Below are 22,863 nucleotides of genomic sequence, written 5' to 3'. Positions count from 1 at the left end.
ATGACTGACAAAACGACCCGCGACCGGCCATTGGCCAGCCTGAACCGCCGTCGGCTGATCCAGGGCGGCGCCACTTTCGCTGCCGCCGGCCTCACAGGCTTCCCGTTCATCAACAGGATGGCCGTGCGCGCTCAGGAAGCGCCGCTGAAATTCTGGCAGTTCTATGCGCCTGGGGGAGACGTGAAGCCGCAGGTCCAGTGGTTCGAGAAGCTGGTGGCCGACTGGAACGACGGCCACGACCAGAAGGTCGAGCTCGAATATGTCGTCAACAGCGAATACATCTCCGGTTCCAAGCTGGCAACGGCCTTCGCGTCGGGCGAGGGCCCTGACATCTTCCTCATCAGCCCCGGCGATTTCCTGCGTTATTACAATGGCGGCGTACTTGCCGACCTGACGCCGCATATCGAGGATGCCGCCAAAGCCGATTTCCCGGAAAGCGTCATCGCCAACCGCATGGTGGACGGCAAGATCTACGGTGTGCCGATGGAAGTCGAGCCGATGGCCTTCTACTATTCGGTCAAAGCGTTCGAGGATGCAAAGCTCAACGAGAACGACGTGCCGAAGACCTGGGACGAGCTGTTGGCGGTCGCCAAAAAGCTGACGACGCCCAGTCGCTACGGCGTGCTGTTCGAAACGACTCCCGGCTATTACCAGAACTTCACCTGGTATCCGTTCCTGTGGCAGGGCGGCGGCGAATTCCAGGGCAAGGACGGCAAGAGCGCCTTCGATTCGCCGGCCACCGTCCAGGCGCTGAAACTCTGGCAGGATGCCATCAATACCGGCGTGGCGCCGCGTCAGGTGGTCGGCGGCGGCTTCGACATAGTCGCCAATCTCGGGGCAGGGCTGTGCGCCATGCAGAACTGCGGCATCTGGGGCATTTCGGCGATGGACAACAACGCCAAGGACGTGCCCTACGGCATCTTCAAATTGCCGACACCGGCCAATGGCAAATACGTCACCGTCGGCGGTGGCTGGGCCTTTGTCGCCAATGCCGGAGGCAAGAACCCGGATGCTTCCGCCCAGTTCTGCGCCTGGGCGCTGGCCTCAATGGATCCGGCATCGATCGACCGGGTCGTCAACTGGTGCACTGTCGCCAAGAGCGACATGCCGCCGCGCAACAGCGCGCTGAAGGCCGGCGCCGATGTCTTCAGCACCGGCAAGTTCGGCACCTTCGCCAAGGAGATCCATCCGGGGACGCGCGCCGAGCCGCGGGTTCCGCCGGAGGCCTACAAGATCATCTCCGACGCCATCCAGTCGGCACAGCTTGGCGGGGTTGATACCCAGCAGGCGGCGACGACGGCCAGTCAGCAACTCGATGCGTTCCTCGCTTCCTATTCCGGCGCGCCGATCCTTTAGGCCCTTTCCAGCATGGATCAGATGAAACCGCCAGCCGCGGGCGCGAATTCCGCCCGCGGCCTCACCGCCAAGCAAAGGGAGCGCTGCGCCGCATGGCTGTTCGTCCTGCCCGATGCGGTTGGCCTGCTGGTGTTCGTCGGCGTGCCGATGCTGCTGTCGCTCGCCGTCGGGTTCTTCGAGGTCAACGGCTTCGGCGGCTACAGGTTCGTCGGGTTCGGCAATTACAGGCGCATGTGGGGCGACCCGCTGTTCTGGTCGTCCGTGAAGGTGACGGTAGCTTATGCCGTCATGCTGGTGCCGGCGCTCTACGTCGCCGGACTGGGACTGGCGCTTCTGGTGCAGAAGACCAACCGCTTCAACGCGGTCATGCGCTCGATGTTCTTTGCGCCGCAGATGGTCAGCCTGGTCGTGGTGGCGCTCGTGTGGCAGCTCATGCTGGTCGAAAAGGTCGGCATCGTCAGCCGGCTGGCGCCGCTCGTCGGCCTCGGCGGAATTTCGCTGCTCGGCGATCCAAATCTGGCGCTGTTCACGCTGGTGCTGGTCAGCGTCTGGTTCCTGATGGGTTTCTACATGCTGATCTTCCTCGGCGGGCTCCAGGACATCCCGGCAGAGTACTACGAAGCCGCAAAGATCGACGGTGCCGGGCCGGTGACAAGCTTCTGGTACATTACTTTGCCCTTGCTCAAGCCGACCAGCTTCTTCGTCCTCCTGGTCTCGCTCGTCGCGGCTGTCGCCGGCGGCCAGGTCTTCGACCTGATCTATGTGATGACCAAAGGCGGGCCGGTCAATTCGACCTCGGTGCTGATCATCTACATCTACAAGCAGGCGTTCCAGTTCGGCGCCTTCGGCTATGCGTCGGCAATGGCATCGCTGCTGGTGCTGGCGCTGATGCTGGTCACGGTCTTCTTCTTCGTGCTGACGCGCGGCGGACGTTTCGAGCATGACTGACGGCCGAACTCCTTCCGGCCGTTCGCAGATACGAGCGGCGAGACTTGCCTGGATGCTGGCAACCGCCGCACTTGGCCTGATGACGGTATTCCCGCTTGTCTGGATGCTGGTCATCTCGCTCAAGCCGGCGAGCGACGTCTTCACGCCGAGCCTCATTCCGGAACGCCCGACGCTCGGCAATTTCCTCTATGTGCTGACCGAGGTGCCGTTCCTGCGCTATCTCTTCAATTCGTTCTTCGTGTCGGCGACGGTGACGGTTGCTGCGCTGTTCTTCCATTCGATGGCGGGCTATTCGCTCGCACGGCTGCGTTTTCCGGGCCGCGACATTCTGTTCCTCGCCATGTTCTCGACCTTCCTGGTGTCGCTGCCAGTCATCATCGTGCCGCTGTTCATTTTGACGCGGACGCTGCACATGCTGGACAGCTATGCCGGGCTGATCATTCCGGCGATCTTCAACGCGTTCGGCATCTTTCTGCTCAGGCAATATTACCTGTCGCTGCCCAGGGAACTGGAAGAAGCCGCGATCATGGACGGCGCCGGCTACTGGCGCATCTATTGGAGCATCATCCTGCCGCTCAGCCGGCCGATCCTGTCGGCACTGGCGATCCTGTTCTTCCTCGCCAACTGGAACGCTTTCCTGTGGCCGTTGACGATCACATCGGACCTCAACCTCTGGGTGGTGCAGGTAGCCATTGCGAACTTCAAGAGCCAGTACGCCGCCGCCTGGAATTATGTCATGGCCGCCTCGACCATCGTCGCCGTGCCGATGCTGGTCCTCTTCGTGATCTTCCAGCGCCAGATCATGGAATCCATCAAGACAAGCGGCCTGAAATAACCGCTGAAGCAAGAGGAGAAACACATGGATAATGCCGGCCTGTCGCCGCTTCGCGGGCTCGCCAAATTGCGCGACGCCAAAACCCGCCGGTTCTCAAGCTACGACCGCACCGGCGGCAATGACGACCGGCTGCACATTGAACCCGGCCAGACGGTGGTGATTGCCGAGCATGACGGTGCCGGCATCGTCACGCATATCTGGGCGACGCTCGCCTGCGAGAGCGAGGCGTTCCTGCGCAAGATCGTATTGCGCGCCTATTGGGATGGTGAGGCACATCCGAGCATCGAAACGCCGATCGGCGATTTCTTCGGCATGGGCCATGCCCGCACCCGCAATTTTGCCAGCCTGCCGGTGCAGGCAAGTCCAGAGGATGGCAAGGCCTTCAACTGCTACTTTCCGATGCCGTTTGCCAGCCACATGCGCTTCACCGTCACCAATGAGGCTGAGGACGACCTGCTTTTCTATTACTATGTCGATCTCGAACTGCATGAGGAACTCGAGGAAGGCCTGGGCCGCTTCCACGCCCAATACAGGCAGCAGCGACCTGACGGCATAGACGAGACGGGGCTGGCCAACGAGCAGGTCCTGTTTGGCGGGGAAAACACCGACGGGAACGGCAACTACACCATCCTGGAGGCGGAAGGTCACGGCCACTATGTCGGCGTGCTCTATTCCGTCTATTCGCGGCGGCGTTCCGCACTATGGGACTGGTATGGCGAGGGCGACGACATGATCTTCGTCGACGGCGAGCCGGGCATTTCCGTGCCGGATACAGTGCGCAAGCCCGATCCGCGCATCGGACCGAAGGCCGAACTGATCGACGATCGCGGCGAGACCGGCCCCGGCGTCAACGATGCCTGGCCGCCGACGCTGCACGGCACCGGCACGGAAGATTATTTCAATACGGCATGGTGCCCGACACAGGACTACAGCGCGCCCTATCACGGCATCATCGCCGCCGGCGGGCCGAACTGGACCGAGCCGGTTACGCTCTATCGCTGGCACATAGAGGACCCGGTCATCTTCCACAAACGCATCCGGGTGACCATCGAGCACGGTCACGCCAATCGCCGCTCGGACGACATTTCGTCGGTCGCCTTCTGGTATCAGGCCGAACCGCACAAACCGTTCGAAGCGCTTGTCGATGTCGAGGACCGCATCCCCACCTATCGCGCGCCTTATCACAATTGGAATGCCGCCTTCGACGAGAAGAGGCGTTAGGCCGGGATGCGTTCGAATTGAACCGTGCATCCCGCGCTATCTGTGTCGGGGCACGACCCTGCCGCAGCGTGCCGCCTCAGCTGCGAGGTGGAAGTTGCTGGACAGACCAGGTGTTGTCGTCGGGATCCTCAAAGAAGACAAATCTGCCCCAGGGAAAATCCTTGATATCGCTGACCTCGATACCTTGAGCGGCCAGGTACCGGTGAGCCTCATCGATATCGGGCACGACGAGTTGCAGGCCCTTATGGATCCCGGGGGGCTGTCGACGAGGCCCTTGCCCATGGCAATCGAACAGGCCGAACCGGGCGGCGTCAATTGCACGAAACGTATCTCGTCGCTTACGGTGTGGTCGTGATCGAGATGAAAGCCGACCTTCCCAACATAAAAGGCAATTGCTCTATCGACGTCCGATACGGGGACCGGGACCAGCTCCAGCTTCCAATCCATGACAGCCCTTTCGCAGCTTGATCGCCAAGTGGTGCCGAACACCGTGGGCGCCATCCCGCCATCTTCCCAATGCCATTGTCGGCGCGGGCCGCTCAGTCAGTCAAGAGATACCCGGGCTCGGGCAACGTGAGGACTGGTCTCATTGCTGAGACGGCGTTCGGAACCGATGAGCACAAGCTCAGTTAGGCGGAGGACAACCACCTTTCGGATCAGCAAGGCCGACTTTAATGATCGGAACGCAGGCGCCGAATACAACTGTGGGAAGGTTGAACGGGCGTCGTTGACGCGCGAAGGGATTGCTTGGAAGCGACGCTCGCCGAAGCTGGCGAGATCGTCGGACGGCGAAGCCGAAGCGCAATTATGCCGTGAATGCCTACGATTCGGCCTGCCTTCTCCTTGCCGCGATCAAAGACGCCAGCACTGTATCCAAGGGGACATCCGAGCCGGCGCGACGTTCTGGCGGCGGTGCACAATATCCGTTTCAAGGGAATCGCTTATCGCGAGCCCGTTCGGTGGGATGAAAAGGGTGACAATCTGGCCGCTGTGACTGCACTCAACGGGGTGGAAAACGGCCGCTTCCGACAGATCGCCGAAATCCAGCAGATGCAGAGTGTCGAGCAGACCTGACGCCGACAGGCTCTCCGACCGAACCGGTTTCCGCCGCTTTGCCAGGACGATTTTCACAGGACCACGAAACAATAATCTCCGGTCGCCGTTTCGCCCGCAGAACCTTTCGAGGAGGCGACGATGAGCGCAACCGGCTTGGACGTTTTCGACAAAACGCTGCAAATAACAAACATCTGGCTTGACGAGATCATGGCGGATCTTGGTCCGGATCGACACGTCGCCTGGCATACATTGGGCGCCGTTCTGCGAACCCTTCGCGACAGGCTGCAGATCGGACTGGCGGCCAAATTGGGAGCGGAACTGCCGCTGCTCGTGCGCGGCGCCTACTATGATCGCTATCGGCCCGCCGACATGCCCGACAAGACACGCTCGCTCGAGAAATTCCTGCAACACATCGCCGATGAATTGAAATCGACCCGTCCTGTCGATCCCGAGGATGCGGCACGCTCTGTGCTGCGTGTGCTTGCACGGCATATCGACCTTGGCCAGTCGGCAAAGGTGCGGGATGCGCTGCCAAAGGAAATCCAGGTCCTCTGGCCTGAAAGCGTGGGCGTCAAATAGCGGCGATCCTGCTCATGCGGACGCGCGACGGACCAACTGCCACGAAACGCTGAAAAGGGTAGGTATTGCGCCCGGTGTTGCCGAGATCAATGAGATCAGATGATCGGCAAGATGGTCGTAGTGGGCAGTTTCGGGGCCGATTGTCGTCAATGCCGGATGACTGAATTCGCCCTCGTCGATATTGCCGCAGCCGATGACTGCAATGTCGCCGGGCACGGAGAGGCCGGCCTCCTCGAATGCGTGCAGGGCGGTCACGGCGGCAAGATCGGATTCGACGAAAAGGGCGGTCGGCCGATCCTTGCGGGCGGCCAGCGCCGTAGCATTGGCAAACGCAGCCTTGCGCGCCTCTGCACCGCCGATCACCAGGTCGTCTCGCAGCGGAAGGCCGCGTGCTTGCAGGAAGCTGCGATAGGCGGCGAGACGGCTCCCGTCCACAGCTTGCTCATGCACCATATAGGCGATGCAGCGATGGCCGGCTCGGTAGAGGTAGTCGAGTGCCTCGAAGACGGCCCTGCCGGTATGCTGGCGCACAACCGAGAAGCCTGCCGGCTCGATGGTCGGATGGAAGATCACCGCTGGCCGGCCCGCGGCCGCCAGGCGCGCGGCCAAGACCATCACCTCGGGCTCGGAGAGATGCTGCCAGTCGGCGATAATGCCGTCTGCCAGCCCGCTCTCGATTTCCCTCACGATCCGGTCGGTTCGCTCGAAGGTGTCTCCCGCGGTGATAATTGTCGAAAATCCCCTCAGCGCCGCTGCAGATTGGATATCCTGCGCGATCCGGTCGCTGAACGGCACGCCGAGACGAGGCAGTACAAGGCAGATTCGCTCGGCCTGCTGGCGGCGCAGCTGCCGCGCGGTGCGGTTTTGCACGTAGTTGAGCTCAGCGACGGCCTCGAGGATGCGCTGCCGCGCCTCCTTGCCGACGAACTTCAGGCGCGTGCTGTCGCCGCTGAGCAGGTACGACACGGCAGCGGTCGATACATTGGCGCGCCGGGCGACATCGGCCATGGTCGGCGCCTTTCTGCGATCGGAACTTCTCTCGTGCATTGTTGGATCCGCTGCGCGACATGACATGATCAGCTGTCGCTCAGCCGGATTTCATTCCAGCTTCCATGCCCGGCGGCAAGGATCTCGGGCCTTGCCTCGCCGGCCTCCTCCATCAGGGCAACGATGCGGCCTCGCAGCCATGCACGCGTCTCTGCGTGATCGGGCGAAGCTATGAGATTGGTTAGTTCGTTTGGATCGGCATCGAGGTCGTAGAGCCTCGCCTCGACATAGAAATCGCTGCCGGAATCCCGCCAGCCGTCTTTTCCCGGCGCCTCGACCTCATATTTCCACCGTCTGGTGCGCAACGCGCGGCCGACATGGTGCTCGCTGATTTGAATGAATATCTCGTCGCACGGCGGCCGTTCGCCCTGCAGCGCGTCGAGCAGCGAGACGCCCTGCATCGAATTGGGCACTTTCAGGCCGGCCGCGGCGAGCAGGGTCGGCGCGAGATCGACGAGGCTGACTAGGCCTTCATATGTGCCGATGCGCTGGAAGCCGGGGCCGTGGAATAGCGTCGGCACGCGGATCGACGCCTCATGACAGGAACGCTTGTATTCGTTGTTGCGGGTCTTGAAGTGACATCCGTGGTCGGAGGTGAAGAGGATGATCGTGTCGTCAAGCCGGCCAAGGCTGTAGAGCGCCTCGATCAGCCGTCCAAACGCCTCGTCGAGGCGCGCGACCATGCCCAGATAGCCGGGGAAATGTTCTGCTGTCGTGCCGCCAAGTGCGGCGAGATCGCCGGGAATGGCGAGCTTCTTGCGGATCCTGTCCTCGTATCCGAGCGGGGCAGGGTAGTTGTCCGTCTGGTTCTGGTGATGCGGCTCGAGGAAGGACAGGAATAGAAAGAACGGCTCGTCTTCCCTCGATGCGACATAGCGGATTGCAGCGTCGGTTAGGGCATCGACGCGGTATCCCGGCAGCTTCACCGCCTTGCCGTCATTGTCGTGGACGACGGTGTCGAAGGGGCCGGACGTGAACTCCAGGATGTTGGAGGCCAGCCAGTAGCGATAGCCGCCGCGTTGTTCCTGGGTGACCGGCTCGGCGGACCCCAGGTGCCACTTGCCGATGTAGGCGGTGTCATAACCTGCCGCGGTGAAATGATGCGCGAGCGTGCGCTCGCTCTTAGGCAGCGGGATGTCGTTGCGGTAGCAGCCGGTGATGGTCGGGTACCGCCCCGTCTGAAAGACGGAGCGGGCGGGGCCGCAAACGGGCTGGCAGGTAAACGAATTCGCCAAGAACGTGCCGGTCCCGGCGAGGCGGTCGAAATTTGGCGTAAGCTCGAGCGGATTGCCATGGACACCAACGGTATCCCAACGCTGCTGGTCGGTGAAGAAGACGATCACGTTCGGTCGGCGGGACGTCATAGGGTGCAATAACTCCGAATGGTCATTTCATGCCTGCCAGCATCACGCTGCGGACGAAGTAGCGCTGCGTGAAGAGGAACAGCAGCAGGCTCGGGATGAAGAGAATGATCCCGCCCGTCGCCGTCAGGTTCCACTGGGTGAAGAATTCCTGGTTGAAAAGCGTCAGTCCCGTCGTGATCGGCCGCATTTCGGTGGTGTTGACGGCGACCAGCGGCCAGAGGAATTCGTTCCACTGGAACACGAAGGTGAGGAGGGCCAGCGTCGCCAGTGCCGGACGGACCTGCGGCAGCACGATGCGCCAGTAAAGGCCGAGTTCCGAGCAGCCGTCCATCCGTGCAGCGTCAAGCAACTCGTCGGGAATCGGACGGATGAACTGCCGCATCAGGAAGATCCCGTAGGCGCTCATGGCGAATGGAAGGATAAGGCCCTGATAGGTGTTGAGCCATCCCATCCGCGCGGTGAGCACATAGAGCGGGATCATGCGGATGAAGAATGGGATCATCAGCGTCGATAGCACCGCGACAAACATGACGCGCTTACCGGCGAATTCCATCTTCGCGAAGACGTAGCCGATCAACGGATCGAAGATCAGATGGAGGAAGGTAATCCCGCCGGCGATGATGAAGCTGTTGAGCGTGAAACGCGCGAACGGCGCCTTCTGCCAGATGTCGATGTAATTCGTGAATTGCCACGTCTCGGGGATCAGAATCGGAATGCCGCTGAAGACGTCGGCATCGCTCTGCAGCGACAGCGAAAGCATGTAGAGGAACGGAAAGATCGACAGCGCCACGCAGAAGAGCAGCAGTAGGTAGGACGGGAGCGTTTTTGCGAATGTCATGCCAACCTCAATAGGTGGTTTCGCGGTTGAGCAGGCGGAACTGAACGAAGGTGATGGCCAGGATCAGCAGGAACATCAGGAAAGACAGCGCCGAGGCGTAGCCGATGTTGAGCTCGAAGAAGGCTGCCTCGAACACGTGTAGGCTGAAGAACCGCGTCGCGTCGGCCGGTCCGCCCTTGGTTATCAGGTAGGCCGGCGCCAGCTCCTGCAGCTGGCTGATCGTGCTGACGACCGCGATGAACAGCGTGGTCGGCGTCAACAACGGCCAGGTCAGATAGCGGAATTGCTGCGTCGGCGTGGCGCCGTCGATGGATGCGGCATCATAGAAGTCGGACGGGATCGACTGCAACGCGGAGAGGTAGATCAGCATGGCATAGCCGACATCCTTCCACACCGTGATGGCGATGAGGGTCGGCAGCGCGGTCGAGGTGTCGCCGAGCCAATTCTGGGTCGGCAGCCCAACCTCGGCAAGGAAGCTGTTCAAGATGCCAGTGTAGGGATCGAGAATTGCCTGCCACATCAACGCGACGATCACGAAGGAGGTGATGTAGGGAAAGAAGATGATTGCGCGGATCAGAGTGCGCCCCGGGATCGGCCGGTTGAGCACGACCGCCAGTCCGAGGCCAATGGCGATGCTGGCCGCGGTGACGCCTATCGCGAAGGCCAGCGTCACGAAGAGCGACTGCCGAACGCGCGCGTCGCCGAGGGCAGCAACGTAGTTGTCCAGTCCGGCGAATCGGCTCTCGCCGATCAGCGGCTGGCCGCTGTACAGGCTCGCCCAAAACTCCAGTCCTATCGGATAGAAGAAATAGACCGAGAAATAGAGGATTGCTGGCGACAGCAGCAGGTAAGCGAGAAGCGTTTGTCTGGTGCGCCGGCTGAGGCGGGCAGCTCGCCGGGTCGGCATCGCGCCGACGCGAATGTCCGTATCGGCCGTATCGGTGCTGCCGCTGACGATCATCGGCCTAGTTGTTGGCCAGGATGACGTTGGCCTCGGCCGCGAATTTCGGCATGATCTCGGCTGCTGGCTTCTGATTGTAGATGATATCCTCGAGCGCACTTTGCAGAAGCTTCTCGATTCGCGCGTGCTTGCCGGTGAGGCGCAGCTCGGCGGTGACGTCTTGCGCGTAAGGCAGGCATTTGCTGAAGCTGCCGATGACCGGATCGGCCTGAACCTCGGCGTTTTCGGCCCAGGATTTGCGCGGCATCGTCATGCCCGCTTCCTTGGTAGCCGCTAGTTCCGTGTCGAGCGCGACGAGCCGCTTCAACAACTCCCAGGCCTCCTTCGGGTGCTTGGCGTCCTTAGGGATCATCACGCTGACGCCGCCCGCGAACGTCGCCTGCACCTTGTGCTTGAGTGATGGCGCAACCGCCCAGTTGAGCTTCGGGTTGCCCGAGCGGATCGGCTTCACGTCCCACGGACCGGTTATGATCATTGCGACCCGGTTGGCCGTGAACAGCTTTTGCGGACCCTCATAGTCAGCACCCGCCGCCGGCTTGGTCGCTGCTTTTTCCTTGTGGATCAGGTCGGCGAGGAACTGGATCGCTTCGATCGCCTCAGGACTGTCGAGATTGACCTTGTTTGTCTTGGGATCGTAATAGCTTACGCCGTTCTGCAGCAGCCACGACGAATAATATCCGATGCTGGGGTTGGGAGCGAAGCCGAAGCGGGCGCCGGTCGTCGTCGCCTTGGCAACCTTCAGGAACTCCTCCCAGGTCGCAGGCGGCGCGTCGAAGCCCGCCTGCTTAAGCATATCGACGTTGTAGACGAGGGTGGCGCAGGTGAGGTGGATCTGGACGCCATAGTACTGGTCGCCAAGTTTGTTGCGCTCGACGGAATAGGCTTGCCAGTCGTCGGGATAGCCGATCGCTTTGCCGTCTTGTTCGATGAAGTCGTTCAGCGGCCGCAGCAGATTCCGCTGGCCGAATTCCTGCACCCAGCCGCCGGATTCGGCGACGAGATCGGGCGGGCTCTTCGCAGCAAAATCCGCCACCAGCTTGGTGCGCATATCCGGCCACTGGAATTTCTCCCACTGCACCGACCATCCGGTATGATCGGCCTCGAACTTTGCTATTGCATCGGCATAAGCTTGATAGGCGTGGCCGGCGTTCCAATAGAGCGTCAAGGTCTCGGCATGGGCCGCAGTCGCGGTCGTCAGGGCCACGCCCAAAACCATGCCGTGCAGGAATCCGACTGACTTGTAGCGGCTCATCTTGGTCTCCTCCTTGGTTTGCCAACCGCCTTCCTCACCAGGGATGGCGTCATATTATTCGATTAATATACCCGCTATACCGCAGTTTTTGTCAAGCTCCGACTGTAATGCAGTGCATAGTTCTGGCCGAACTCGGGCGGAGCTATCTACAGCGCGCGATGCCGAAGTTGCTTCCGGTACCCGGTATGGACGATCGCGGCCTAACCTGGAAAGATCGTGAAACCGCCATCGACGCGGATTACCTGCCCGTTGATGAAGCGCGCGCGCGGACCGGCGAGGAAGGCAACCGCTTCGGCGATCTCTTCAGGCTCCGCATACCGGTTCAGCGATTTCTTGCTCGAATCCATGCGCTGTGGATCGACCACGCGGCTCGCCTGGAACCGTGCCGTCTTGGTGGCGCCGGGGCTCACCGCATTGACGCGTACGCCATCGTCGATCAGTTCCTTGGCGAGGCAGCGCGTATAATGGACGACAGCCGCCTTGAGCGTCGAGTAGACCACCTCGGGCGAGCATCCGATATGCGCTGCCGCCGAGGCGATGTTGATCACCGAGCCTGAGCCACGCTTGACCATCGGCGGAACGAACGCCTGGCAGACCAGCATCGTGCCGATGAGGTTGTTCTCGGTTAGAACCTTGATGTCTTCGTAGTCGATGTCCAGTGCGTTGTTGGGATTGGGCTTTACGCCCTTGGCGCCGATGTCGCCGCCGGCGCAGTTTACCAAGACGTGCACGTCGCCGAGCTCCGCCTCGATCTTCCTCTTCATTTCCGCGACAGCTTGCTTGTCGCCGATGTTGCCGGTGACCGCGGTGATGCGCGTCCCATGCTTCTCCAAGCCCCTGGCAGAGTCGCCGAGGTCCGCGAATTCGCCATATTGAGATGGCCGGGCCCAATCGAGGTCGTGGACCGCGACGTTTGCGCCAAGTTCGGCCAAGCGGTCGGCCATCACGCGGCCGAGGCCGCGTCCCGAGCCGGTGACGAAGGCGGTCAGGCCGCTGAGTTCTCGGGCAGTCATGCTGATTTCTCCATTGCAATGAAATCGAATTTCATCATGTTGGCGGCGCTGCGCCGGATCATGTCGAGCTCGTACGAAACGAGCGCACCGTCATCATCGCGCTCCCATGGCGTGCGGTAGTCGGCGTCGTCCGCAAGGCGGTTCAGGCGCGCAGCACTCAGGCAGGCCGCGAATTCGCGGGCGGTCTTCGGCGCATATCCGTTCCACCAGTCGTCGGTGAGACAGCGAACGTGACGGGCCTCCAGCGCGCCGGGCTCAAGCACCGCCGTCAGCGTGTCGTGGTGCTCGCCAAGGATGGCTGCCAGTTCGGCGAAAGGCACGGCGCCGTCGCCGATCGCGCAGCGGACCAGGCGGTAGCCCTCATCCGTGAACTGGACGCGATAGTCCTTGAGGTGAACGTGGCGGACATGGGGCGCGATCCGGCGCGTGAAGGCAAGCGGCGCCTCGCCGACAGGAAAGGTGTTGCCGGTGTCGTAGGTGATGCCGACACCCGGCCCGCCAAGTTCGCAGAACGCAACCAGTTCGTCGCTGCCGAAGTCCTGATGGTTCTCGATGCCGAGCACGCGTCCCTCGGCCGCCGCACGCGGCCCCCATTCCGTCAAGGCAGCGCGAATCGTTGCGTTGAACTCGCTCCATTTCGGACCCCACGCATTGCGGTCGCCGCACAGGACAGGCGTCAGTGCGATACGGATCGTCGTCGCCTCGAGCAGGCGCGCAGCCCGAAAGGCGTTGTCCAGCGGACCTGCCACTAGAAGTCCGCCGCTCACCACCGGGACGATGTCCAGCGCGGCAAGACGCCTGCGCAGGGCGACGATTTCGGCGTCAGTCAAGTCGGTCAACCAGGGTTCGTAGATCTCGAGCGTGCGTGCGCCCAGTTCCTGCGCCAGCGTGATGAAGCCTTCCAGCCCCACGCCGTCCGGATTGTGCCGCGGCGTGCCGCGGCCCTGCAGGCCGAGATAGTAGGTCAGTCCGTAAGGGTTGAGGCCGAGACGAAACATCAGCTTGGCGGTTCCAATGGAGAGCGGAGAGGCGTCACTAGCGCAGACCGGCATCGACGGTTATGGACTGTTTGGTGATCATGCGGCTGTCGTCGGCCGCCAGGAAGAGCACGGTGCGTGCAATCTCCTCGCCCAGCAGGACGCGGCGGATCAATTGCCGCTGCACCGTCTGGTCGACTGCCTCCTGCGTCTTGAACCACAGCTCGCGCTGCCGCTCGGTCATGACGGCGCCGGGTTCGATCGCATTGACGCGGATGTTATCCGGTCCGAACGACCGCGCCAACGCACGCGTCAGCGCCACCACGGCCCCCTTGGCGGTGGCATAGGCCACCATCTGGTCCGCTCCGAACCGCCAGGCAATGGAGGAGAAGTTTATGATCGAGCCGAAGCCGAGTTCCTTCATATGCGGATGCACTGCCTGCGCGGCGAAGAAGTGATGCCTCAGATTGACGTCGAAGCTGCGGTCCCAATAGTCGGCCGTTACCGCGTCGATGGGATGGCGCTGATCATTGGCTGCGTTATTCACCAGGACGGCAACCGGACCAAGCCGCGCGCGCACGCCTGCTACCGACGCCTTTAGCGCATCGACGTCGGTCACATCGCAATGGAGATATAACGGAGCCTGCCCGGCGGCACCAGCGAGGTCGCGCACCAACGCCTCCGCTGGTTCGTCCTGCACATCGAGAAAGGCTATCCGGGCGCCGTTCGCCACGAAGGCGCGGACCATATCGGCGCCAATGCCGGAGGCGCCGCCGGAGATCAGCACGACCCGATCGGTCAAGCTCGGATAAGTCGCGAATTGTACGGACATCAAACTACAGAAGCGCCTTGGTTGTTGGATCGAACAGACAGGCGCGCGACATGTCGATGCCGAGCGTTATCGTCTCGCCCATGACGGGAGCGTCATCCGGCTCGAAACGGCCGGTGATCTCCAGGTCACCCAGCCTGAGCACGGCAAGCGTCTCGGCCCCGGTAGGCTCGACCAATTCGACCGGCGCCTGCATGGACGCTACAGCAGGTTTGCGCGACTTCAGATCGGTCGTGAAACGGTAGATGTGTTCCGGCCGGATACCGAGCACGACGTCTTTTGGCGCGCCGGCGGGCATCGGCGCGGCAAGGGCGAGGCTGACGTCGCTGCCGTCAGCGGCGCGTACCGAGATGCTGGTCGAGCCCGTAAGCCGGGCGGGAATGAAATTCATCGCCGGCGATCCCATGAAACCGGCAACGAACATGTTGGTCGGCCGGTCGTAGATCCGTTTCGGCGTGTCGAACTGCTGTACCGAGCCCTGGTTCATCACCGCAATGCGGGATGCAAGCGTCATCGCCTCGACCTGATCGTGGGTGACATACACCGTGGTCTTGCCGACGCGATGGTGAAGCTTCTTGATTTCGGTACGCATGTCGACGCGCAGCTTGGCGTCGAGGTTGGACAAGGGCTCGTCGAACAGAAACAGCTTCGGGTCGCGCACGAGGGCACGCCCCATCGCAACGCGCTGCCGCTGGCCTCCCGAGAGCTGGCCGGGCTTGCGTTTAAGCAGCTGTTCGATCTGCAGGAGTGCGGTAACCCGCTGGACAGCTTCCGCCTGCGCCGCTTTTGGCACGCCGCGGCTCTCCATGCCGAAGGTGATGTTCTGGCGCACCGTCATGGTGGGATAGAGGGCGTATGACTGGAACACCATCGCAATATCGCGGTCCTTGGGTTGCACCGAGTTCACCAGCCGGTCGCCGATCCATATCTCGCCCGACGTGACGGTTTCCAGTCCGGCGATCATGGCGAGCAAGGTTGATTTGCCGCAACCCGACGGGCCGACAAGGGCGACGAATTCTCCGGTCTTAGCCTCGAGATCGATGCCGGCAAGAATCTCGAGCGAGCCGTAGCTCTTGTGAAGGTTGCGGATCATCAACGCGGACATGGGCGACGCCTCATTTTATGGCGCCCTGGGTGAGGCCGCGCACGAAGTATTTTCCACCAAACAGATAGATCAGCAGCGGAGGCAACGCGCCGATCAGCACGGCTGCGCTCATCACATCGTAAGCACGTGCGGTCGTGCCGCCGGCCGTGAGCGCGACCAGTGCCGCTGTGATCGGCTGCTGCTGGCCCGATGTGAAGACGACGCCGAACAGATACTCGTTCCAGATGCCGGTGAACTGCCAGATGACGGTGACGATCAGGATGGGCGGCGACAGGGGCAGGATGATCTTGCGGAAGATCCGCCAGAAGCCGGCGCCGTCGATGCGTGCCGCCTTGATCAGGTCGTCCGGTATGCTGACGTAGAAATTGCGGCAGAACAGGGTGGTGAACGAGATGCCCTGGACGACGTGGATCAGCACCAGCCCATATGTGGAATTGGTCAGGCCGAGCTTGCCGAGCAGAAACGCCCACGGCATCAGCGAAATCTGGCCGGGCATGAATACGCCGAGCAGCATCAGATTGAAGATCAGTTCAGAGCCCCTGAAGCGCCATTTGGAGAGGATGTAGCCGTTCATGGCGCCGAGAATGGTCGAGATGATGGTGGCGGGGATCGTCATGGCCAGGGAGTTGAAGAAATTGCGCTTCATTCCCTCGCAGGTACCGCTGACGCAGTAGGATCCCCAGGCCTGCGCCCACGCATCGAACCGGAAGCTGCGCGGTACGGAGATGAGGCCGTTGCGGGCAATCTCCGACTGCTCGCGCAACGAGTTGAAGATCACCACCAGCAACGGCACGAGATAAACGACCGCGAAAAGCGTCAGCACGGCATAGACAAGGAAGCGGCTCCAGAAATGCCGGCGCGTGGCAGCGGCTTCTTCCGGATCAAAACGGGCATTAGGGGCAATTTCAGCCATTGCGGCCCTCCGCTCGCCGGCGCCAGACGATCCACAAGGAATACGGCACCAGCACCACCGCGACCGCAGCGAGCATCATCATCGCCGCGGCGGCACCTTCGCCGATTTGGCCGCGCTGGAACATCAGGTCGTAGACATAGATGGCGGGGAAGGTGGTGGACACACCTGGGCCGCCTCGCGTCAACGCCGCCACCAGGTCGAAGGTCTTGATGGCGAATTGTATCTGAATGACCGCCACCGCCAGGAATATCGGGGCGATGGTTGGCAGGATGACCCTGCGATAGGTCCGGAAAACCGACGCGCCGTCGATTTGCGCGGCCTTGACGAGATCCGGATCGACCGACCGCAGACCGGCCAGGAAAAGTGCCATTGCGAAGCCGGACGACTGCCAGATACCGGTTATGATCACAGCATAGATCGCCGTATTGCGGTTTGCCGTCAGGGCGAAGCTGAAGTCGGTCCAGCCAAGCCCGCGAACGAAGGCCTGGATACCGTCGACAGGATTATAGAGCCAACTCCACACCGTACCGGTGACGATGAAGGACACCGCCAACGGGTAGAGGAAGATGGTGCGCCAAGCCGCCTCGCCGCGGACGCGCTGGTCGATCGCGATCGCGAGCAGCAGGCCAACGGCCATCGAGCCAACGATATAGAAGCCGCTGAACAGGAAGAGATTCGTATAGGCGATGTTCCAGCGCCGGTTTGCCCAGAGCGAAGCGTAATTGTCCAGGCCGACGAACCCATAGGTCGGCAACAGCGACGAATTGGACAGCGAGATGTAGAGCGTCCAGAGCGTGAAGACGAAAACATAGATGAAACTCGCCGCTATCGACGGCGCCAGCACCAGAATGGGCACCATCGTGCCCAGGCGCTCGCGCCACGGACGGGCCGCGGCAGCTGCAGCTGGTACCATCAGATCATGGGTGGACATCGGGCTGCTCCGGCGAAGTCTGGCCGGGCGCTTCGCCCCCGGCCATCATCGGCAGCGTCACTTCTGCGCTTCGGCCGCATCCGCCATCGCATTGGCCGCGTCCTGCGCACTCATATCCGGCGTCGCTACAAACTCGGTGATGGTATCCATCATTGCGCCGCGGACTTTTTGCGGCACCGTCATGTTGTGCGCCATCGAACGGACGAGCGTTCCGGCGGCGATCGAGGCTTGCAGATCCTTTTGCGAGAGTTGCTGGCAGGGATTGAAGCCGTTCGAAAGATCGACGTCGAGGCGGGCCGGAATGGACCCTTTGGTCTGATTGAAAATGGTCTGGAATTCGGGCGACAGGATGATGCTGGCAAGCAGCTTCTGTCCCTCGATATAGTCCGGGTCCTTCTGCTTGAAGAACACGACCGAGTCTGAATTCAGGATGAAACCGGGCTTGCCCCAATCGGTCGGCGCCTGAGCGCAGACATAGTCGGTGCCCTCCTTGAAGCCGCCGGCCGTCAGCAGGCCGATCGTCCAGTCGCCCATGATGTGGAAGGCGGCCTCGCCGCGGCCAACGAGATGCGACATGGTATCCCAGTCACGCCCGTTCATGCCGGGGTCCATGTACTTCGAGGTCATGGTGCGAAACTGCTCGAAGGCCTTGACCATGCCGTCGCTGCGCATGGCGTCGACGTCGCCCTCGACGAAAGCTTTCTTGTAGAGATCGAGGTCCTGACCGTACACGACCACTTCGAAGACGGTCGAGTCGGTCCAGTCGGCGGTCGAGTGCGAAATGCAGATCTTGCCGCTGGCCACGATCTTGTCGCAGGCGGCGTTGAATTCCGCCCATGTCTTCGGCATCTCGGTGACGCCCGCGTCCTTCATGACCTTCGGCGATGCCCACAGCCAGTTGATGCGGTGGATGTTCATCGGCGCGGCCACCCAATTCCCGGTCGGCTTCATCACCGGCAGCAATTCGGGAGCGACGACTTTCTCCCAATTTTCCGCCTTCGCCAGGTCGTCGAGATTGGCTGTCATGCCCGTCTCGTTCCATTCGGCGATCTCGGGGCCCTTTAGCTGCACAGCGGGAGGTGCGTTGCCAGCGATCACATCAGCACGCAGTTTGGCCAATGTATTGGCCGTATGGCCTGCGATGGAGGTCTGCTGCCAGGTGCCACCCTTGGCGGTAAACATCTCGCCGAGCTTGGCGATAGCCTGGGCGTCCGATCCGGTGGCCCATTGATGCAAGAGGTTGGTCTTCGGCTCCGCGAGGGCTGTTCCGGTAATCAAGGTGAAGGCGGTAGCGGCCGCAAAGGCCGTCCTCAGGTATTTCATCGTTTCACTCCCATATGTGATGCACGGTTCGTATCGACCGCTTGTGGCCCGCGATTTGAGGTCGTGGCCGGCGAGATGCAGTAATCTCCGTTCTTTCCAAGATGACATATTTGGGCTATCAGTCAACGTGCTTTGTGCTCATCATGAACAAACCTTCGCTTAGAAATTGGCTGATCGACAGGCCGTCGGCGTCGCCGGAGAGCCTGATCGTCCGATGCCTGCGCGAGCGCGGCGTGCTTTCTGCGTCGCAAATTACCCGCATTACCGGTTTGGCGCGGTCGACGGTTTCAACCGCGCTCAACGGCTTGAGAAAGTCAGGGATGGTGATCGAATCCTCGGCCCATCATGACGCGGCCAGGGGTATCGGCAGGCCTGCCACGACATTGACGCTCAATCCCGCTGCGGGCACCTGCGTCGGCATCCATCTGGGCCTCGACGAGATGCGGTGTGTCGTCGCTGACGTCTCGCATTCTTTCGTTGCCGAACAAACTATCCCCATGGGTCTGGACTACCAGCCGCAACAGGCGGCCCAGCTCGCCAAGTCAGTAATTGCCCGATGCTACGAAGAGAACGGTCTGCCGATGGCGGGGCTCCTGGGGGTTGGGGTCTCCGTCTCGGGCCCAGTCAGCCGCGAAGGAGTGGTGCTGCGCGCGAGTATCGTTCCGACCTGGGCCGGGGTCAACATCCGCGATGTGTTCGGGCCGGTCCTTGAACAGCCGATCTTCGCCGACAATGAGAGCAACTGCTCGGCCATTGCCGAGCTGATGTGGGGTGCGGCCGTCGGCCAGGACGATTTCGTGCTGTTCAAGGTCGATCTGGGCGTCGGCGGGGCCATTGTCCAGCACGGTCGGCTGGTGAGCGGCATCGCCGGCGGCGCCGGCGAATTCGGGCACATCAGCATCGATCCCGGCGGCGACCTTTGCCGGTGCGGCAATCGAGGATGCCTGGAGCTCTATGCCAGCTTTGCCGGACCGCTCGAGCAGATTTCGCGCATCGTGCGGCGGCCGGTCACGATGGACGACGTGATCATGATGGCCGAGGAGGGCGACGTGAGGGCGCTGCGGATGATCGAGGACACCGCCGAGTTCGCCGGCCGTGGCCTTGGCCTGATCGGTTCGGTTCTCAATCCGCCGCTCATCATCATCAGCGGCCGCATGGCCCTGGCGGGCGACATTCTCCTGGCGCCACTGATCGCATCATATGAACGCCACACGCTCATCAAGTCCCGCGATGTGGCGCCTGCGCTGCGCACGCGGATAATCGTTGGCAAGCACACGGAGAACGACGCATTGCTCGGCGCGGTCGGCCTCGTGCTGCGCCACAACAGCCGGCTTCAGTGACCCGGCTTGCTTCGGGTGGCGCTCTGATTTTGCGAGCTGCTCGCCGAAGCAGCGGAACTGATGTTTGCCTACGCGACACGCACCGTGCGCTGCCTCGGCTTGATCGCGGTGGCGAGCAGCAGGCCGGCGATGATGAAGGCGGCGCCGGCGAGATCGTAGTCGTGCAAGCTTTCGCCAAGGACCAGATAAGCGAGAACGGCGACGAAGGCGGTCTGGAGATAGAGCAGCATGCTGGCGCGCCCCGCACCAAGTGTCTCGACGCTACGGTTGTAGAGATAGTACATCAGAGCGCCGCCGGGGCCGGCAACATAGGCGAGAGCCAGAAGGCCGTTCGCATGCAGCGCCGAACGATCCCCGGAAAACAGTTCCCAGAGATAGAAGGGCAGTGCGGCCAGCGCGCCGGCTCCCAGCAGCAGGACCACCATCGGCAGAAGCTCGATAGCGAATTTGGCGCGACGCAGCAGCACGGTGTAGAGGCCCCAACAAAACGCGCTGCCGACGATCCACAACTCGCCGGGATTGAACTGCAGCTGCATCAGCGCGGCAAGGTCGCCGCGCGCCACGATCACCACCATCCCGGCCAGAGCGACCAGCGCTCCAAGCGCTTTCCAGATACCGAGGGGCTCGCCGAGCACGAAGCGGGCAAGCACCATAGTCATGATCGGCGACAGCGCCATGATGATGCCGGCGGTTGTCGCGTTGGTGTAGTTGAGGCCCGTGTAGATCATGCCCTGACACAAGGTTAGCCCGATGGTGCCGATGACCAGCACCTCGATCACCCGGGATTGGATCAGCACGAGCATCGCCCCGTGATGACGATGGACGATAGGCAGCAGGATCGCGCACGCGAGCGTCAGCCGCCAGAAGCAGAGCGCCCAAGGCGGCATCTCGGGGGCAACCCACTTGGCGGCGATATAGACGCCGGCCGACAGGAGCCAGCAGAGCGTCGCGAGGGAATAGGCGAGCGGAAGTGATGCGCCGGGTGTCGCCTTCGCTACACTTGGATGTGCTATCGGCAGCGATTGGATATCCGTCTCCTCCCACCGCAGACTTTAGCAGATTTGCGGCGTCTTGCTAAGCAGCAACAACAGCTGTTTCACCAGCTGGTGCAATCGGTGGGTCGTTGTGGGTCCCGCCGTTCACGGTCTCCTTCCATTCGAACGCATGTTGGCCCATGAGCAACTCGATACCGAAAAGCGCAAGCCGTACCGATTTCGCGCGATACAAATGTGAGATGCATATTGCGCGACAGATATTCGCGCGGTTGCCACAATCTTCTCGCGCCATATTTCTACCGAGCGCAGATCTGTCGCGAATTCCTGGCCCTCGGATTACGAGCGCCGCTGTTTCGAAGCAATTGGAAGAATAAGCCACTGACTTCCGTTTGCACAAAGAGCGCGACACAAATCCATGCGGAGGACGTCCGATGCATGCCGGCTTCCCAGGAAGCGTACTCGTAGCGGTGTTGGGCACCGTCATGGCAAGCTGCGCTGGCATTCCGGCGCAAAAAACCGGGGCAATATCCGGCTATGGCCCCAACCCCACATTACCGAAACCAAGACCGACGCTGATCCCGACTGTTAACATCGCCGAGGCGAAAGGCTGGCAGAAAGAAGGTATGCCGACCCCGGCGAAGGGGCTGACAGTGAACGCCTTCGCCACCGGCCTCGACCATCCGCGCTGGCTACATGTGCTTCCGAACGGCGACGTGCTGGTTGCTGAAACCAATGCCCCTGCCAAGCATGACGAAGGCTTCAGTCTTAGAAAGGTCTTCATGGACCTGGCTATGAAGCGGGCTGGCGCCGCGACCAAAAGCGCCAACCGCATCACGCTCCTGCGCGACACCGATGGCGACGGCATTGCGGATGTGCGCACGACGTTCGCGGAAGGCCTCAATTCGCCCTTCGGCATGACGCTGTCCAAAGGCAAGCTCTATGTCGCGAATACCGATGCGCTCGTCGCTTTCCCCTACTCCAATGGCCAGACCCGAGTCAGCACGTCGCCGGAAAAGATCATCGACTTGCCGGCCGGGGACCTCAACCATCATTGGACCAAGGACGTGATCGCAACTCCGGATGGACGCAAGCTCTATGTCACCGTTGGTTCCAACAGCAACGTTGGAGAAAACGGCATAGCCGCGGAGAAGAACCGCGCCGCTGTCCTTGAAGTGGATCGGTCTACCCGCCGCACTCGGGTCTTCGCCTCGGGCCTGCGCAACCCGAACGGGCTCTCCTGGAATCCTGAGACTGGCCAGCTTTGGGTCGCCGTGAACGAGCGTGACGAGATCGGCGACGACCTTGTGCCGGATTACATGACCTCGGTTCGTGACGGCGCTTTCTACGGCTGGCCCTACAGCTACTACGGACAGAACGTCGACAAACGCGTCAAGCCGCAGCGCCCCGATCTCGTGGCGGCAGCGATCAAGCCCGATTACGCCCTGGGCTCTCATACCGCCTCGCTGGGACTGACCTTCTCCAAAGGCGCGCAACTCGGTCCGGCCTACGGCAACGGCGCCTTCGTCGGCCAGCACGGCTCGTGGAACAGGAGTGTGCGCAGCGGTTACAAGGTCATCTTCGTGCCGTTCCGTGGGGGCAAACCGAGCGGTCTCCCGAAGGATGTGCTCACCGGCTTCATCGGGCGGAATGGCGAGGCGATGGGCCGTCCGGTCGGCGTCGCTATCGATCAGACTGGCGCACTGCTCGTCGCCGACGACGTCGGTAATGTCATCTGGCGGGTCCGCCGGGCGAACGGCCGTTGAGCGCAGGTGGCCTTTCTGATTCCGATCTCACCAGCCTTCGGCTACAGCGCCACGCCCGATATGGCTGCATTCGGCGGAGACGGATATCCTAAACAATTAGCTAGAGCGGTTCCTGATTTGACGGAATCGAAGGGGATTGAACGAAGCCGCTGACGCGTCATTTGGTGCGTGGGTTTGCGGATGACGCTTCTGTTTTGAAGGATTGCGGCTGTTGAAG

At 61.8% G+C, this 22,863-nt stretch carries 22 protein-coding genes; 8 read left to right on the top strand and 14 right to left on the bottom strand.

Annotation, left to right across the window (positions count from 1 at the left end):
• The 4 genes from NKJ55_RS00110 to NKJ55_RS00095 are packed head-to-tail and all read left to right on the top strand — an operon-like array spanning position 1 to position 4,360.
• Complete coding sequence (locus NKJ55_RS00110) at positions 1-1,356, top strand: ABC transporter substrate-binding protein (protein ID WP_352448138.1); 1,356 nt, start codon at positions 1-3, stop codon at positions 1,354-1,356.
• A 21-nt stretch (positions 1,357-1,377) separates the two neighbouring features.
• A complete protein-coding gene (locus NKJ55_RS00105) occupies positions 1,378-2,304 on the top strand; it encodes a carbohydrate ABC transporter permease (RefSeq protein ID WP_352448137.1) in 927 nt (308 codons plus the stop codon).
• On the top strand, positions 2,297-3,139 hold the full coding sequence (locus NKJ55_RS00100; RefSeq protein WP_352448136.1) for a carbohydrate ABC transporter permease: 843 nt from the start codon (positions 2,297-2,299) through the stop codon (positions 3,137-3,139). The genes NKJ55_RS00105 and NKJ55_RS00100 overlap by 8 nt, the downstream gene beginning before the upstream one ends.
• Before the next feature lie 24 nt (positions 3,140-3,163).
• On the top strand, positions 3,164-4,360 hold the full coding sequence (locus NKJ55_RS00095) for a glycoside hydrolase family 172 protein (RefSeq protein ID WP_352448135.1): 1,197 nt from the start codon (positions 3,164-3,166) through the stop codon (positions 4,358-4,360).
• Positions 4,361-4,436: 76 nt separating this feature from the next.
• On the opposite strand, the gene NKJ55_RS00090 is transcribed toward NKJ55_RS00095, so the two are convergent.
• A complete protein-coding gene (locus NKJ55_RS00090; protein WP_352448416.1) occupies positions 4,437-4,655 on the bottom strand; it encodes a VOC family protein in 219 nt (72 codons plus the stop codon).
• 617 nt (positions 4,656-5,272) lie between these two features.
• On the opposite strand from NKJ55_RS00090, the gene NKJ55_RS00085 reads away from it, so the two are divergent.
• Both NKJ55_RS00085 and NKJ55_RS00080 read left to right on the top strand, forming a co-directional pair.
• Positions 5,273-5,434, top strand: coding sequence for a hypothetical protein (locus tag NKJ55_RS00085; RefSeq protein ID WP_352448134.1), 162 nt, complete (start codon positions 5,273-5,275; stop codon positions 5,432-5,434).
• A gap of 120 nt (positions 5,435-5,554) precedes the next feature.
• Positions 5,555-5,995, top strand: a complete 441-nt coding sequence (locus NKJ55_RS00080; protein WP_352448133.1) for a DUF2267 domain-containing protein — start codon at positions 5,555-5,557, stop codon at positions 5,993-5,995.
• Between the two features lie 12 nt (positions 5,996-6,007).
• Here NKJ55_RS00080 and NKJ55_RS00075 read toward each other — a convergent pair whose 3' ends face one another.
• The 12 genes from NKJ55_RS00075 to NKJ55_RS00020 all read right to left on the bottom strand — a co-directional run bounded on the left by NKJ55_RS00075 (position 6,008) and on the right by NKJ55_RS00020 (position 18,548).
• Positions 6,008-7,003, bottom strand: a complete 996-nt coding sequence (locus NKJ55_RS00075) for a LacI family DNA-binding transcriptional regulator (protein ID WP_352448132.1) — start codon at positions 7,001-7,003, stop codon at positions 6,008-6,010.
• Between the two features lie 68 nt (positions 7,004-7,071).
• Positions 7,072-8,406 carry a sulfatase family protein gene (locus tag NKJ55_RS00070; protein ID WP_352448131.1) on the bottom strand — a complete coding sequence of 445 codons (1,335 nt, stop codon included), beginning with the start codon at positions 8,404-8,406 and terminating at the stop codon, positions 7,072-7,074.
• A gap of 22 nt (positions 8,407-8,428) precedes the next feature.
• Positions 8,429-9,244 carry a carbohydrate ABC transporter permease gene (locus NKJ55_RS00065; RefSeq protein WP_023675500.1) on the bottom strand — a complete coding sequence of 272 codons (816 nt, stop codon included), beginning with the start codon at positions 9,242-9,244 and terminating at the stop codon, positions 8,429-8,431.
• A gap of 7 nt (positions 9,245-9,251) precedes the next feature.
• On the bottom strand, positions 9,252-10,205 hold the full coding sequence (locus NKJ55_RS00060; protein WP_352448130.1) for a carbohydrate ABC transporter permease: 954 nt from the start codon (positions 10,203-10,205) through the stop codon (positions 9,252-9,254).
• Positions 10,206-10,209: 4 nt separating this feature from the next.
• The gene (locus tag NKJ55_RS00055) at positions 10,210-11,457 is read right to left on the bottom strand and encodes an ABC transporter substrate-binding protein (RefSeq protein WP_352448129.1); all 1,248 of its coding nucleotides are present in this window, start codon (positions 11,455-11,457) and stop codon (positions 10,210-10,212) included.
• 200 nt (positions 11,458-11,657) lie between these two features.
• Positions 11,658-12,470 carry an SDR family NAD(P)-dependent oxidoreductase gene (locus tag NKJ55_RS00050; RefSeq protein WP_352448128.1) on the bottom strand — a complete coding sequence of 271 codons (813 nt, stop codon included), beginning with the start codon at positions 12,468-12,470 and terminating at the stop codon, positions 11,658-11,660.
• The gene (locus NKJ55_RS00045; protein WP_352448127.1) at positions 12,467-13,468 is read right to left on the bottom strand and encodes a sugar phosphate isomerase/epimerase family protein; all 1,002 of its coding nucleotides are present in this window, start codon (positions 13,466-13,468) and stop codon (positions 12,467-12,469) included. Before NKJ55_RS00045 ends, NKJ55_RS00050 begins: the two co-directional genes overlap by 4 nt.
• Positions 13,469-13,505: 37 nt before the next feature.
• Positions 13,506-14,279, bottom strand: a complete 774-nt coding sequence (locus tag NKJ55_RS00040; RefSeq protein WP_352448126.1) for an SDR family NAD(P)-dependent oxidoreductase — start codon at positions 14,277-14,279, stop codon at positions 13,506-13,508.
• Between the two features lie 4 nt (positions 14,280-14,283).
• A complete protein-coding gene (locus NKJ55_RS00035) occupies positions 14,284-15,381 on the bottom strand; it encodes an ABC transporter ATP-binding protein (protein ID WP_352448125.1) in 1,098 nt (365 codons plus the stop codon).
• 10 nt (positions 15,382-15,391) lie between these two features.
• Complete coding sequence (locus tag NKJ55_RS00030) at positions 15,392-16,294, bottom strand: carbohydrate ABC transporter permease (protein ID WP_292660005.1); 903 nt, start codon at positions 16,292-16,294, stop codon at positions 15,392-15,394.
• Positions 16,287-17,225: a carbohydrate ABC transporter permease gene (locus tag NKJ55_RS00025; protein ID WP_352448124.1), complete on the bottom strand. Its 939-nt coding sequence runs from the start codon at positions 17,223-17,225 to the stop codon at positions 16,287-16,289. Before NKJ55_RS00025 ends, NKJ55_RS00030 begins: the two co-directional genes overlap by 8 nt.
• 57 nt (positions 17,226-17,282) lie before the next feature.
• Positions 17,283-18,548, bottom strand: a complete 1,266-nt coding sequence (locus tag NKJ55_RS00020; protein ID WP_352448123.1) for an ABC transporter substrate-binding protein — start codon at positions 18,546-18,548, stop codon at positions 17,283-17,285.
• A gap of 143 nt (positions 18,549-18,691) precedes the next feature.
• On the opposite strand from NKJ55_RS00020, the gene NKJ55_RS00015 reads away from it, so the two are divergent.
• Positions 18,692-19,888, top strand: coding sequence for an ROK family transcriptional regulator (locus tag NKJ55_RS00015; protein WP_352448122.1), 1,197 nt, complete (start codon positions 18,692-18,694; stop codon positions 19,886-19,888).
• 68 nt (positions 19,889-19,956) lie between these two features.
• On the opposite strand, the gene NKJ55_RS00010 is transcribed toward NKJ55_RS00015, so the two are convergent.
• A complete protein-coding gene (locus NKJ55_RS00010; protein WP_031211408.1) occupies positions 19,957-20,916 on the bottom strand; it encodes a DMT family transporter in 960 nt (319 codons plus the stop codon).
• A 398-nt stretch (positions 20,917-21,314) separates the two neighbouring features.
• Here NKJ55_RS00010 and NKJ55_RS00005 point away from each other — a divergent pair, with 398 nt between their 5' ends.
• On the top strand, positions 21,315-22,646 hold the full coding sequence (locus tag NKJ55_RS00005; RefSeq protein WP_352448121.1) for a PQQ-dependent sugar dehydrogenase: 1,332 nt from the start codon (positions 21,315-21,317) through the stop codon (positions 22,644-22,646).
• Positions 22,647-22,863 lie beyond the last annotated feature (217 nt).

The organism is Mesorhizobium sp. M0106, from assembly GCF_040322715.1.
Classification (GTDB): domain Bacteria; phylum Pseudomonadota; class Alphaproteobacteria; order Rhizobiales; family Rhizobiaceae; genus Mesorhizobium.
This window is presented reverse-complemented; position numbering and strand designations above follow the sequence as displayed.